Below are 13764 nucleotides of genomic sequence, written 5' to 3'. Positions count from 1 at the left end.
TGTGTAGAGTGATTACATGTTTACATCTTGTTTAGTGGGTTCTTCACTTTGTTTGACCGCAAATGGCCACCAGTTCCCACGGCCGAAGATCCGTACCATAACAGGGACAAAAAATGGCAAGAAGATTAGCGCATACAAGGCCAACCCTACGAGCACCACTGTTGCAATCTGCATCATCGACAATACGCCTGAAGGATACATCGATGCGAAGGTGCCGCCCAAAATAACTACCGCTGAAAGAATGACTGTTCCCATATTGCGCATGGCATGCAGGATCGCTTCTCGAACATCCCATGTTTTATATTCGTTAAAGCGGGCCATTAAGAAAATACTATAATCTACACCAAGCGCAATCAGCATAACAAAGCTGAAGAATGGCGTTGTCCAGGTAATCCCTTCAAAGTGCAGAAGGTGAACGAATATAGCCTCTGTAACACCCAATGCCGAAAAATAAGTAATCAAAAGAGAAATAATAAGGTAAATCGGCATTACGATTGAACGAAGCAGCAACACCAAGATGATGAAGATCCCACCCAGCATTAAGATTACTGTACGTGTGTAGTCTTCGTTGGAAATATTACGCAAATCGTTCTGACTGCTTGTAACCCCGCTGATTGCAGACTCCGCATTTTCCAGCTTCGTTCCTTTCACTGCACGATCTACTGCTGCTTGAATATCATCAACACTGTCGATAGCTTCTGAACTATATGGATTCTCAGTGAATACCACATCCAGCGTCATCACCTTACGGTCATCAGACAAGTAGGTATCGAATACCTGCTCTATACCTTCAGCTTCAAGAGCCTCAGCCGGTACAAAGAATCCACTCAGCTCATCATCCTTAGCCGCTTGAATCTGATTCAAATAATCTTGTGCGGAAACCAGCCCACTGGTAATTTGTTTCAAGCCGTTTGCACTGTCGCTTAATCCAGTAGTTAAGGCTCCTATCTGCCCTGTTAATTGACCAAAACCATCCGCAAGCTGCTGCTGTCCACCTTGCAATTGATCTAGGCCACTAGTAATGGATGGAATTTTATCTACAATCTGTCCTTGGCCTGTTGCGGCCTGCTCCAGCCCAGATTGCAGCTGACCGATGCCCGCAACGAGCTTAGCTAAACCTTGTGCGAGTGCGCTTTGCCCTGCCGAAGCTTTGGCATAACCAGCATTCGCCTCGTTTAAGCCTGCTGCTGCTCCTTTAAGCTGCTCTGAGATCTGCCCGAGACCCGCCGCCAGCTGCGCTGCCCCAGTACCACTCTGCGTTACGGTGCCTTTAATCGTCAGGTAATTAACATCCTGCAGAATTTCCGGATAACTGCTCTCAAGACCCGTAAAAGAACCATCCAGTCCCTTCAATGCTTCTGCCACACCTTGCAGCTGCTGCGGAAGCTGCCCAAGCCCTTGATCCAACGCAGTTAAACCGCTGCCGATTTTTTTATAGCCCTCCAGCAGCTTCGTATTGGCATCCGCAAGCTGCTTAGCACTAGCAGCTGCCTGTTGAAGTCCTGCTTTGATCTCTCCTGCACCTGCTGAGCCGGTTTTTATTCCGTTCTCAATACGTGCCAGCCCATCACCTAACGCGACGATACCATCTTTCAGCTCTGCTGTGCCTTCCGTCAGCTTAGCGCTGCCTTGAGCAGCCTCTGTAAGCTTAGGTGCATTTTCACTCAGCTGTTTACTTGCTTCAGACAATCCCGTTTGAATCTTGGTCAGTCCCTCACTGGTCTGATCCAGACCGTCAGATAAAGTCCCCACCTGATTCGGGATTAAAAAATCACTGATCAGCTCTCCCGTTGGACGAGACATGCTGCGCACCGATTTTACGCTGTCCACTTTTTCCAGCTCGCGGCTGATTTTTTCTGCAAGTCCAAGATATTCTGAAGTATCCATCCGGTCATCATTTTTGATTACGATCTTGCCAGGCATGGATTCACCCGGCCCGAAACTATCCGAAATGATGTTAAATCCTTTTACCGAGGCATATTCTGAGCCAATTTCCTCCAAGCTGTTGAAGGACAGCTTTCCGCTATAGGTAACAAGGAACGGAGCTACGATTACTGCAACAATTAGCAGCGCGGCCCATGGTCTTTTTAAGGAAAAAGAACCTGCTGCTCCCCAAATACGGCTCTCACTGTGCTCCAGCTTGCCGCGTGAAGGCCAGAAGAGCTTTTTGCCAAGTACCGCCATAAAGAATGGAACAATGGTTACAAGCGCCAGCAGCATAACCGCAATCCCCACGGCAACGGCTACCGCCGAGCGATACAGAATGAATTTGGATAATCCAATCGCTACAAAACCTACGAATACCGCAAGTCCGGAATAGAACACCGTCCCACCAGCCTTACGATAGGTTGCAATAATAGCACTTTTGGTATCTTCTGCTGTCATCATTTCTTCTTTAAAACGACTGATCAACAGGATACAATAATCCGTACCAATCCCGAACATGACCGCAACCATAAAGATTTGAGTAAACGTAGATAATGGAAAATCATAACGGTCTACTAAAAAAGCCACAACAGACTGAGAAACAATATAGCTGAGTCCTACGGTCAGTAGCGGAACAAACGGTGCCACGAACGAACGGAACACCACGAACAGGATAAGTAAAATAAATACTACCGTAATATATTCCGATTTCTTAAGCCCGGCTTCCGAGCTAGCAATCATATCCTCAGTAATCAGACCCTCACTGGTTAAATAATGATCCGCCTTAACATCTGAGAGTAATTCATCCACTTTATCAGGAAGTGCGGTGACAGACTCTCCTCCGCCCTTTATAGACAACGCCACCATTATCGTCTTGCCATCCTTGGCAATCAACGTATCCTTAAGTTCACTTTGTGAAAAAGGATCGGTGATGGAATCGATCCGCAGCGTCTCCTTATTCGCAGCCAACTTCTCAACGCCCTGCTGGATACTAGCTGTTTCATCGGCTCCGATTCCCTCTGGATTATTGAATACAAGAGCTACCTGATGCAGTGTCTCTCCGCCCTTGTCATTCGCCGCTTCCTTTAAGATCTCTGCCGCTCTAGATGAGGAATAGCCATCAGGTACAGTAACCTGCCCCTTCTCACGTACAAGATCAGAGAACGAAGGGGCCGTCATGACCAAAACTACGGCCACAGCGAGCCAGATTGCGATAACCGCCCATCTTGCTTTTAGAATCGTCTTCATGGATTCTTCCCTCCATCATCATTCTGAATTAAATTCGCCAGCTTCTCGAACATCATGACGAACATTTCAATATCCTTCTCTTCAAAATGAAACAAATACGGGGAAATCACTTCATGTACCTGCGTCTCCGCTGCTTCAAAAACTTTTTTTCCATGCTCAGACATCGACAAATACACCTGGCGGCGATCATTCTCGTCACGAGTTCGCTCGATTATACCCGCTTGCACCAATCTGTTAATGATTGCAGTAATGGAGCTTTTACCCACGCAAAAAGATTCAGCAAGATATGTAGACGTACATTGTTCCTGAGCATTAATCAACCGAAGAATTTGATACTGATCATTCGTTGTCTCCGCAGCAATACTATCTTTAATTCTTGCTGCTACTTGTCTGGTCACAATCAAATAAGCATCCATGTAGCGATTGATCCAATGTTGCACTTCGTTATCCAAAGCTTCCTACCTCCAAAATATAGTTCAACTGTCGAACAGTTTCATTGTCAAACTATAATACCTGCTTTTATAAAAGTCAATTGGCTTTTTTTCGGGCATTTAAAGGCGAAATGCACAAAAAAACAGGCCGAGATTTCTCTCGACCTGCCATTTTATGACCTCCAAAGACTTTTTAGTCCTCATCCTCGGTCTCTTCAACTTCGTATACACATCTTAACATTTCAATTCCGGCTTCATTCTCTCCTAAGCTGTACACCATGAACCCTAGACTGCGATAAAAATCTGCGGCGATTTCATCCTCAGTCTCAGCTACCAGATAACGCGGCTGACGAGTAGCGAGCAGCTCCAGAATCATCCCCCGTGCATAACCTTTCCCTCTATTCTCTGGCAAGACGGCAATATGCCGAATGTCCAAAGAACCGTCTTCGGTTTCTTCGAAGCCTACAAGACCAAGCAGGAGTTCTTCTTCTTCCCAGCCATATAACTTCAGCCCGGCTTGTTCGTTGTACTCAGACGAAGTCTGCTCCAAAGCGTTGGGGTCATCAATGACCGCATACGTCAACAGCTCGTTCACCTCAGGCGAACCAATAAGGGATTTAAGATCTACCAACATTGTTCACATTCCTCCTTCTCTGTTGCTTCTGTACCCGATTCGAAACATACCGTAACCTGTCCATATCCCTAACATGTTTAACAATAAATCATCAATATCAAAGCTTCCCACATGCAGCAGCATTTGCAGAGACTCCAAAAGCAGGATGCAAGGAACAGCATATAAAGAGATTCTTATCCAAGAAATTGGCCGTGTCTTTGCAAGTGGAATTAGTATACCAAATGGAATAAACACAACAACATTTCCAAGCAGATTCACAAACCGGCTGATCAGCGATAACCCGTTATTCATGTCGAAATAAAGTGACACCGTACGTAATGGGATCAAATTGTACTGAAGCGGGCCACCTGTATGAATCTCACGCCCAAAACCGATGAACATCCAATAGATAACAGTAGCACTATACAGAGTCAGCCCTATCCGTGTCAATGCTCTCAGCTTCCGTAAACTGCTAGATTCTCTAGATCTACGAACGATCAATTGCCCGGTTTAACTTCTATAATTTCAATGCTTCCATCTTTTTTACCCACAATAGCCATAGCTGCAATTTCGATAAATAGGCCGTGTTCTACAACTCCCGGAATACTTTGGATGGCCAGTGCCAGCTTCGGTGCGGACTCAATCGCTTCGAACCGGCAGTCTGCGATGTAATTGCCGTTATCTGTCTTGTACAGCTCTTCTCCACTACGACGCAATTCAGGATTGCAACCCAGCTTGGCAAGTTCAGCCACAGTCCATTCCCATGCAAAAGGAACAATTTCTACAGGCAGCGGGAATTTGCCGAGTGTATTTACCACTTTACTCTCATCGGCGATAACGATCATACGAGTACTGTTACTCGCAACAATCTTCTCCCGAAGCAGCGCGCCGCCGCCGCCTTTAATAAGCTGTAGACTACTATCCAGCTCGTCCGCTCCGTCAATGGTCAGGTCCAGACTATCAATATCTCCAAAAGCTACGATTGGAATCCCAAGTTCACGCGCCTGTTCTTCGGAAGCACGGGAGGTTGCTACAGCGGTAATCTTTAGACCTTCACTGACGCGCTCACCAAGCTTGTTGATCGCCCAATAGGCAGTAGATCCAGTGCCAAGGCCGATCTTCATGCCATCTTTTACAAATTCCACTGCTTTTTCCGCGGCTAATTGTTTAACATTGATACTCATTTTATTACCCCCATGTTATCCGTTATAATGATCTATGATGATGTTGAAATCACCTATTGTTCAGGAGGATTCCGGATGAGAACCGAAAACCAAATTCAATCTAAAATCAACGAATTGACACTGCAGCGCAGATCTCTGGAATCAAGATTAGCTTCATTAACAGAAGACAGTCCACAGCAAGATAACCTACAAACTCAGCTCACTAGAGTAGAAGATATGATCATGATGCTGGAATGGGTGCTTAATGCACCCGTAGGGAGATATCATGCCTAAGTGCTGACTGGCATCCATTATTTTACCAATCAATGTGCCGCGGTAGCTGTGTTTAACATAAAACGCGATTGCTTCCGGCTGTTTGATTCTTTTTTATATCCAAATTTGTATTATGCTTTGCGCAGAGCAAAAAATCAATATCTTTCAACCTACTCTATGTATATTGTAAATTCACTGCATCCTCTAGATTGAGAACCATCTCTTTTTCTGTGTGATTAGCCGTCCTGTGTAAGTAGGCTTTATGCTCAGAATACGCATTCAAAGGCATTGGCCTACTAATCTTGTCAAGCATATTACGCTCAACATCGGCCAGTAAGTAATCACCTTTACCCGCAGCAACTCTGCACAGAATAATCATAGCTACAGGCTTGTTCCCAACAACCGCTCCATTCGACCGCGCAAATACAGTGTATTGAAATAACGGAATGGCCTCAGGTTCTTCAACACCAGCTGCACTAGATTGGTCAAAGATAGAATACATAAGGGAAGGATCACTTGATGCAGTACCGAGTTTCTTCTGATTAGACACCAACTTGCTGTTCTGGTAGGCAAGGAATCCCGCTGCTGCCAGCACAAGCACAAGTAAAATAAGCAATATCGCATACATCATCCCATCCCCACCCCCCACTCCAAAATAACAATTCCGGTTATATATTATCATGGAGGGAGGCCTAAGCCAATCTTATATTATCTGAAATTCAGCGCATACAGGTAATACTGGTTCTATAAAGTTATTTTGAAATATTCAAAATAACAGTTGAAACTTTGATTTGCATGTCTCATAATGTAAATATGAATGTTGCTTGTCAATCCATATGGAAATCAAGGGAGGAAATTTAAAATGAAGTTTTTCTTGGATACCGGAAACATTGAAGAAATCAAACGTATTACTCGCCTGGGACTAGTGGATGGCGTAACGACTAACCCTTCGCTGATCGCTAAAGAAGGAAGATTGTTCAAGGATGTTATCAAAGAAATCGTTGCAATCGTTCCAGGACCTGTAAGCGCAGAAGTAATCGGACTTACAGCAGAAGAAATGCTTAAAGAAGCATACGAAATTGCTGAATGGGCTCCAAACGTTGTAATTAAACTCCCTATGACTGAAGATGGCTTGGAAGCTTGTTATGAGCTTACTAAAAAAGGCATCAAAACTAACGTTACACTAGTATTCTCCGCGGCTCAAGGGTTGATGGCTGCTAAAGCAGGCGCAACTTATATCTCTCCTTTCGTAGGTCGTCTGGATGATATCGGTGTTGATGGAATGAAGCTGATCAAGGATCTGAAGACTATCCTGACTAACTACAACTTGAAATCCGAGATCATTGCAGCAAGTATCCGCAACATTGCACATGTTGAGCAAGCAGCTATTGCTGGTGCTCACATCGCTACAATCCCAGGCTCACTTCTGCCAACCCTCTGGAAGCACCCGCTGACAGATAACGGTATTGAACGTTTCTTGAAGGATTGGGAATCCGTTCCACAAGCATAAGAATATCTTTTATTCTTTTATCAAGAGGGCTATCCCACAAGCTGCGGCAACGCAGCTTAGGGATAGCCCTTTTTTCCATCCAGAGACATTGCAGAGGTTTGGCGAACACGTTTCGGCCAGATCGGAGGAATTATCTTCTCTGTATCTTTAACGCCTGGTTCTCCCTTTTCCCCCTTACTCGGAGTTACCGCAAATAAGGTCAGCAATCCACCAATTGCCCCTACTGTAGCCATCAACGCGAACAATACCCAATGCCCACTGCTTAACAGCAGCGATACCACCGGCGGTCCCAACGCTACCCCTATAAACCTCATACTACTATAAAGAGCGGTTATCGTGCCGCTGTTCTCCTTCTCAATCCCCTCCGTGATTAAAGCGTCCATACAAGGAAGTACAATCCCGATTCCAACACAGCCTAAACCCATAAATCCTACTAAAAAATAAATGCCTTTGTTGAATCCCGCACAAATCATGGCCGCAGTCAGTAACACCATTCCTCCAAAGCCCAGCCATTTCATTAGCGTTTTATTCTGACCAATGATCTTTCCTGTGCCGTAGGAGGACAGACATAAGAGGGCAAGCGGTATCGCCAGCACAAACCCCTTCGTCGCCCCGTGCATTTTATATTTAGTTTCCAGCATTTCTGATAAATAGAATTGGACACCAAAGGTCACAAACATACAAATGCCGCCTATGGCAAAAATAGCATACAGCCAACGCCCTTTTTTACGTAAAACACTCACAATTCCAGCTAAAAACGCTCGGATTTCCTGTTTCTCAGGTTCATCCTTCGCTTCGGGCTTTCGGACGAGAAATAAAACTAACAAAAATGAAATTAGACATAGAATGGGAATCGCAATAAAAGGAGCAAACCAGAGCCATATCCCAAGATAGGCACCAAGAATTGGACTGAGTACTTTACCAAACGTATTGGAGGTCTCAATGATTCCCAGACTTTTGCTCACATCCTCTTCTTCCTTGAACAAATCGCCTACAAAGGGTATTACAATTGGAAAAGCACCCGCTGCACCAATTCCTTGCAACAGACGCCCCGCTAAGATCACCCAATAAGCGCTAACCCCCTTCATAAACCAAGCAGCTACCACGCAGACGGCACCACCAATTGCGGCAATGATTAAACTAGGAAGAATAACCTTCTTTCGCCCAAAACGGTCTGACAGATAACCTGCAATAGGGATCATTACAATTGCCATCAATCCATACACGGTAATCAGCATACTGACTTGAAAAGCACTAATGCCTAGTTCTTTGGAGATCTGCGGCAGAATAGGCAGCAGCATGGAGTTACCGAGGGTCATTATTAGTGGGATTGATGCTAAGGCAAGCAGATCCCATTTTCTTTCCTTCATGAACTGACCACCTTTGTCATTGTGTACAACATTCTTTATTGTGGTTTGTTCGCCCTTCTTTATTCATGAAAACAAAAAAACCGTCCCTCCGCTGCTGCGAAAAGGACGATCTTAAAATGAAGAGATCTATGGTTACAGCGATCCGGCGCTTAAAGATGCCACATTAGCGGACGGAATAAAATGACTAGGTTCACCCAGGCTAAAAATATGCAGTAAGTGCATAGCCCGAGTGCAAGCCGTATAAAACAATTTGCGTTCACTTTCTCTGCCATATTGTTCAGCCGAGCCATCAAAGATGACGACCGCATCAAACTCCACACCTTTTGCTAAATAAGCAGGCAGAACCAGTGTCCCCTTCTGAAAATTCGGCGTTTCCTTTGTAACAAGTCTTACCGGCAGGCTACGATTCAGTTCAGCATGAACCCTTGCGCTTTCCTCCGCTGTTTTGCAGATGACAGCTACATAATGATATCCCTCAGAATGCAGCTTCCGGATATCCTGTTCTACAGCATTCAGAAGCTCCTTCTCGCTGGATACCACACTTAGCTGGGGTTCTTCTCCCCGCCGATTAAACGGTACGATTCGTTCTCCTCCAGGGATCATTGACCGCGTAAACTCCACGATCTCATAAGTTGAACGGTAGCTTTGGGTTAACGAGATCACTTCTGTGTTTTCTTCACCATATATACTTACGAGACTAGACAAATCCCCCAGTACCTCACCTTGTGCATAAATGGCCTGGTTCAGGTCGCCTAATACGGTCATTTTTGCTCTTGGAAATAAACGGCGCATGAACTCTAATTGGAATGGAGAGTAGTCTTGTACTTCATCTACAATCACATGGCGGATCAGTGTGTTGGTCCGGAAGCCTTGGCTTAACTCCTTCAGATAAAGGAATGGCGTAGCGTCTTCATAAGCAAGCTCGTTCACTCCAATAGATTCCAATGTCTGCTCACAGATATCATCCCACACCTCTGGTAAAGGATAATCACCATTGAGGCGCTCCATAAGTTCGCGATCTGTAAATAACGTGCTGTACAAGCCCTTAACGTCCACAAATCGACCCCGTTTAGTCCAACCACGCAGTGGTTTGAGCCGCTGGCTGACTACATAACGAGATAACACTTCTTTTTCGGTATCAAAATCGTCAAAGCTATCCTGCGAAGCTTTCTTCTTCCGGCGCAACATCTGATACGCACGGTGATAATCGCTGGAATCCAGCAGCTCGATCTGATCTTCAACCCACTGTGCATTTCTTTCCTCATGGGTAAAATCTGCGATCTTCTTAAGCAGCCAGCGGATCATCAAATCCACACGATTCGCAAGCTTTATGGCAGGATCGTACGCGTAGAATTGGCGTTCCATTTCTTCTTTACTGACCACTGCTTTCCCTTGAAACATTAAAGGTTTAAAAAGCATGCCCTCCTGTTCCAGCAACGTAGCATATCGCCGAATCACATCTAGGAAAGGTACAGACGATTTATAGGCAATGCCTTCTCTGCGTATAGCCACCTCAGGACCATCAGGAGCATTTAGTAGACTTTCGGTCTGACAAAAGACATCTTCGAGCTGGAATTCATGGCCAAGACGATGTTCCAAATACATTTGAAACGTTGTTTGCTGCATATTTTCTTCGCCTAGCTCCGGGAGCACTGTAGATACATAGCTGTTAAACAGCGGATTCGGTGAGAACAGCAGCATTTGATCTGCTGATAATACTTCACGGTATTTATATAGAAGATAAGCTACCCGCTGCAATGCAGCAGACGTTTTCCCGCTTCCCGCTGCTCCTTGCACAACTAGCATCCTGCTTTTGTCGTTGCGGATTATCGCATTTTGCTCTTTCTGAATTGTAGCAACAATACTTTTCATCCGATCGTCAGCGCTATGACTTAGCACCTGCTGCAGCAGCTCATCCCCGATCGTAACCCCAGTGTCAAACATAACTTCAATTACACCGTCAGCAATAACAAACTGGCGTTTAAGGTTCATTGTTCCGGAGACTAATCCTCCAGGTGTTTCATAAGCAGCGGGACCAGGGGCTCCGTCATAATACAGACTGGAAATAGGCGCGCGCCAGTCATAAATCAAAAAGGTACCATCATCCTCCATCAATGATCCAATTCCTAGATAAATCTTTTCCAGCCCGCCAGTTGGTTCCTCGGTGAAATCAATTCGGCCAAAGTAAGGAGAGACAACCAGCTTTTTATATTTTTTCAGCGCTTTGCTTGATTGCAAATGATGACGTTCCCGTTCATTTAGGATTTGGGACTGTTGGCGAAGACTTGTTGAGGTTTCTCCCAAATCATCCGGGCTACTGAAGTTTACGGTTACCTCTTCCCAGAAGTCTTTCCGCATATCCACTACATCACTGCGATGAAGTCCAAGCTCCTCTGATAAATGGCGAATATGGGCTGACAGAAGTTTGGTTACTCCGTCAACCCGTTGCTGTTCCTCTTTCCACTGACTTTCATTGTTATCCACTACATTTCATCCCCTTTTGGAAGGTTGACATTCCATTTGAATCGTGATATGATAAATTTGCATATTTATGTTTTTAAATGCATGTTTATTCGATATCTTTTCATTTTAGCAATTACAAGTTGAGATTTCAAGTATTCTCTTAAATAGATGATCCGGTCCCTAAGGAACCGGATTTTTTTACTGTTACAAAGCTTATATGTTGCTCTTCACAAGGTTATGTTTAGGCTTCGTGCACAGATTCTTTCTCCTCTGCTATACGATTCATCTGATCGGCCACTTTATCTAAGCGCTCCAATTGATATCCGTAATCATAAATCGCCGCTGCCACAACATATAAACGCAGCTGACCTATTTTCTCTGCATTATACCCCAAAATCGCGGTATTCAGAAAATCATCATTGTCTTCTCCCAAGGGTTCGGAATCATTGGCATTGGGCTTTAATTTGTCTTCAAACTTAAGTAAGATGTGCTGATGATATTTGATTAAATGTTCCAAATGATTATCAAATAGAGCATCTGTATGTTCGGTCCGATCCGCCTGGAAATAATGCCGATCTACAGCCTCGAGAACATCGTAACCTTTTTGCAAAGAAGCTAACAGGTTCTTATACACAACCATTTGTCTAGTCTGGCTATACTTGGCCCGTTTTAACTGCTTCTGCTCCTCCTCAAACAATGCATACTTATCCGCCAACGATTTTATGGATGAATGTAAGGCATTTTTTTCATCACGAAATACACTTTCCTTCATCTCATGAGAAACCGCTGTTCTCAGCAATAAAGAGAGGCTTGAAAAAACATTCTCAATTTGCTTAATGTATTGCTTACGAGGTTTTGGAGGAACGACAATAATATTGATTAGAAATGCAGAAACAATACCTGTCAAAGTTAATAAAAAGCGATTAAGTGCGAATTGCCATTCACCCGAAGCCTCCATCACTGTTATTACAGTAACTAACGTAAGACTTATCGTATCCGCCCGGTTGATTTTCATACTGATCATAATGACTAGAATACAGACCAAACCGACTGCTATTGGGCTATTGGATAACAGCATCCCTCCGAGTAAAGCCAGAACGGCCCCCATTGTACTAGTCGTGAGCTGGTCAAGAAAATAACGCCAAGAGCGATAAATAGAGGGCTGCATAGCGAAAATCGCCGCAATCCCTGCACCCACGGCAGAAGGAAATTGAAGCATTACAGCTAAATACAGGGCTAGCGTAACGGCCAAACCTGTTTTAAATATGCGAGCTCCTAAAGCCAAACCTATCCCTCCTAAAAATTAGCCCACGCTACAATATGAACATCAGCGAACCCTCGTACTTCTAATTACCCCAGCCTGGAGTTGATGAATTTTAAGAACATTTAAGCTCTCACTCATGTTTCTTTCAGCTTTCAGGGAATACTAATCCGAGTAGTGCCTATCACATAACATACGAGGTGAGTGAATGAATAACCATATCAAAAGATTAATGACTTTCACAACCGTTATTTTTCTCAGCCTGTCTCCAGCTCTTGCGCCAATTGGAAGTGCTTCTGCTGAGAAAGTAACCCCCACAGCCACCGCACCTGGTGCCCACCCTTCAGAGAAAGGTCACGGTCACCATCCAGGAAAAGACGGAAAGGTTAGGGCTGGTGGACATTTCATTATTTTTGAAACGGCTAAACTGCTGGAAATGGATCGTACAGAGCTAATCAATAGCCTGAAAGCAGGCAAAACGCTCCCGCAGCTTGCTCTTGAGAAAAAAGGCTGGACGGAAGATCAATATATTCAGAAGCTCTGCGAATCGGCAAACCAACGGCTGGATCAAGCCATCACCGAAGGACGTCTGACAAAAGACGAAGCCCAAAAGCTTAAAGCAGGACTTCCTGCGATGCTGAAGCAAAAAATAAGCAAAATGGGACAATTCCAGGATCGCAAAACATCTGAACAACATGTGACGACCCCTTAACCAATCTTCTTCCACATAAAGACGGATATCTTCATGCGCTATGAAAGATATCCGTTTTTGTATCTATCCTAATTCGTACGCGAGCTCTTGTAGATTTGAAATAAACAAATGGACAACATCAGCCAAGCGCCACTAGCCATATATCCCCCAATAACGTCACTCGGATAATGAACACCCAAATAGATACGACTCCAGCCAATCCCCACGGTCATGAATACAGCGAACATTATTAATAAGACCCGTTCATGCCTCCGCCGCAGATGACGCCACAGTATAAAGGCAATAACGCCGTACAAAGAGAAGGCTGCCATTGAGTGCCCGCTCGGAAAACTATAACCAATCTCTTCGACAATACGATGTAAATTCGGACGTTCTCTGTGAAAACATAACTTCATTATTGTATTCAAGAGCTGCGAGCCTAATCCAACCCATAGGAACAAGATTAATTCAAACCGGTGTTTCAGCAAAAAATAGAGCAGTGCCATGGTAACGATAGATATGCCAATAGCGATCTTAGAGGAACCAATTAGAGATAAACCTTTGGCGAATGAGGTCAACCCCGGTGATTCCGCTGATTGTACCCAATCAATAATATAGTTATCAAAGGTTGATACCTTATTCATACTTACAAGGACAGCTATAACGGCGAAACACGCAGCAAAACCTAAAAAAAAGCGAAAAGCTCTAGACCAGTTCTGATAATAAAGCATAAATACCTCCATGTCTATTCTGGTGACTGTTGATCTCATTTCCAGTGAGGGACTAACCCATGTTATAATTATTGAGAGAAAAAA

The 13764-nt window shown here is 44.4% G+C and carries 13 protein-coding genes; 3 read left to right on the top strand and 10 right to left on the bottom strand.

Features of this window, described 5'->3' with window-relative positions; translation table 11 throughout:
• Nucleotides 1-12: 12 nt before the first annotated feature.
• From NYE72_RS12620 to rpiA, 5 genes are all read right to left on the bottom strand, one after another.
• Nucleotides 13-3174: an MMPL family transporter gene (locus NYE72_RS12620; protein WP_038570385.1), complete on the bottom strand. Its 3162-nt coding sequence runs from the start codon at nt 3172-3174 to the stop codon at nt 13-15.
• The gene (locus NYE72_RS12615; RefSeq protein ID WP_038570382.1) at nt 3171-3626 is read right to left on the bottom strand and encodes a MarR family transcriptional regulator; all 456 of its coding nucleotides are present in this window, start codon (nt 3624-3626) and stop codon (nt 3171-3173) included. The genes NYE72_RS12620 and NYE72_RS12615 overlap by 4 nt, the downstream gene beginning before the upstream one ends.
• Nucleotides 3627-3798: 172 nt before the next feature.
• Nucleotides 3799-4239, bottom strand: a complete 441-nt coding sequence (locus NYE72_RS12610) for a GNAT family N-acetyltransferase (RefSeq protein ID WP_038570379.1) — start codon at nt 4237-4239, stop codon at nt 3799-3801.
• Nucleotides 4240-4242: 3 nt separating this feature from the next.
• Nucleotides 4243-4668, bottom strand: a complete 426-nt coding sequence (locus tag NYE72_RS12605; RefSeq protein ID WP_051491448.1) for a VanZ family protein — start codon at nt 4666-4668, stop codon at nt 4243-4245.
• Nucleotides 4669-4715: 47 nt separating this feature from the next.
• Nucleotides 4716-5396 (bottom strand): ribose-5-phosphate isomerase RpiA, encoded by a 681-nt coding sequence (gene rpiA / locus NYE72_RS12600; RefSeq protein ID WP_143760539.1) that lies wholly within the window; start codon nt 5394-5396, stop codon nt 4716-4718.
• Between the two features lie 81 nt (nt 5397-5477).
• On the opposite strand from rpiA, the gene NYE72_RS12595 reads away from it, so the two are divergent.
• Complete coding sequence (locus NYE72_RS12595; protein ID WP_036686261.1) at nt 5478-5675, top strand: hypothetical protein; 198 nt, start codon at nt 5478-5480, stop codon at nt 5673-5675.
• Between the two features lie 154 nt (nt 5676-5829).
• On the opposite strand, the gene NYE72_RS12590 is transcribed toward NYE72_RS12595, so the two are convergent.
• A complete protein-coding gene (locus tag NYE72_RS12590) occupies nt 5830-6285 on the bottom strand; it encodes a hypothetical protein (RefSeq protein WP_038570375.1) in 456 nt (151 codons plus the stop codon).
• Nucleotides 6286-6516: 231 nt separating this feature from the next.
• Between NYE72_RS12590 and fsa the strand changes: the two genes are divergently transcribed.
• Nucleotides 6517-7164 (top strand): fructose-6-phosphate aldolase, encoded by a 648-nt coding sequence (fsa, locus tag NYE72_RS12585; RefSeq protein WP_036686257.1) that lies wholly within the window; start codon nt 6517-6519, stop codon nt 7162-7164.
• 56 nt (nt 7165-7220) lie between these two features.
• Here fsa and NYE72_RS12580 read toward each other — a convergent pair whose 3' ends face one another.
• The 3 genes from NYE72_RS12580 to NYE72_RS12570 form a co-directional block, all read right to left on the bottom strand.
• A complete protein-coding gene (locus tag NYE72_RS12580) occupies nt 7221-8534 on the bottom strand; it encodes an MFS transporter (RefSeq protein ID WP_081393389.1) in 1314 nt (437 codons plus the stop codon).
• A 132-nt stretch (nt 8535-8666) separates the two neighbouring features.
• Nucleotides 8667-11018, bottom strand: a complete 2352-nt coding sequence (helD, locus tag NYE72_RS12575; RefSeq protein WP_076179011.1) for an RNA polymerase recycling motor HelD — start codon at nt 11016-11018, stop codon at nt 8667-8669.
• Between the two features lie 220 nt (nt 11019-11238).
• On the bottom strand, nt 11239-12282 hold the full coding sequence (locus tag NYE72_RS12570) for an aromatic acid exporter family protein (protein ID WP_038570371.1): 1044 nt from the start codon (nt 12280-12282) through the stop codon (nt 11239-11241).
• Nucleotides 12283-12466: 184 nt separating this feature from the next.
• Here NYE72_RS12570 and NYE72_RS12565 point away from each other — a divergent pair, with 184 nt between their 5' ends.
• Nucleotides 12467-12970 carry a hypothetical protein gene (locus NYE72_RS12565; RefSeq protein ID WP_076101670.1) on the top strand — a complete coding sequence of 168 codons (504 nt, stop codon included), beginning with the start codon at nt 12467-12469 and terminating at the stop codon, nt 12968-12970.
• Between the two features lie 68 nt (nt 12971-13038).
• Here NYE72_RS12565 and NYE72_RS12560 read toward each other — a convergent pair whose 3' ends face one another.
• Entirely contained in the window at nt 13039-13680 is a 642-nt protein-coding gene (locus NYE72_RS12560; RefSeq protein ID WP_036686249.1) for a phosphatase PAP2 family protein, read from the bottom strand.
• Between the last annotated feature and the right edge of the window lie 84 nt (nt 13681-13764).

The sequence above is a fragment of the Paenibacillus sp. FSL L8-0333 genome, assembly GCF_037965665.1.
In the GTDB taxonomy this organism is placed as follows: Bacteria; Bacillota; Bacilli; order Paenibacillales; family Paenibacillaceae; genus Paenibacillus_AQ; species Paenibacillus_AQ odorifer.
Note: the sequence above shows the minus strand (reverse complement) of the source record. Positions and strands in the feature narration are given on the sequence as shown.

Coding starts and splice junctions, on each gene's coding strand:
- NYE72_RS12560 (WP_036686249.1), bottom strand. CDS start 13,680: ATGCTTTATTATCAGAACTGGTCTAGAGCTTTTCGCTTTTTTTTAGGT.
- NYE72_RS12590 (WP_038570375.1), bottom strand. CDS start 6,285: ATGATGTATGCGATATTGCTTATTTTACTTGTGCTTGTGCTGGCAGCA.
- NYE72_RS12610 (WP_038570379.1), bottom strand. CDS start 4,239: ATGTTGGTAGATCTTAAATCCCTTATTGGTTCGCCTGAGGTGAACGAG.
- fsa (WP_036686257.1), top strand. CDS start 6,517: ATGAAGTTTTTCTTGGATACCGGAAACATTGAAGAAATCAAACGTATT.
- NYE72_RS12580 (WP_081393389.1), bottom strand. CDS start 8,534: ATGAAGGAAAGAAAATGGGATCTGCTTGCCTTAGCATCAATCCCACTA.
- NYE72_RS12595 (WP_036686261.1), top strand. CDS start 5,478: ATGAGAACCGAAAACCAAATTCAATCTAAAATCAACGAATTGACACTG.
- NYE72_RS12620 (WP_038570385.1), bottom strand. CDS start 3,174: ATGAAGACGATTCTAAAAGCAAGATGGGCGGTTATCGCAATCTGGCTC.
- NYE72_RS12565 (WP_076101670.1), top strand. CDS start 12,467: ATGAATAACCATATCAAAAGATTAATGACTTTCACAACCGTTATTTTT.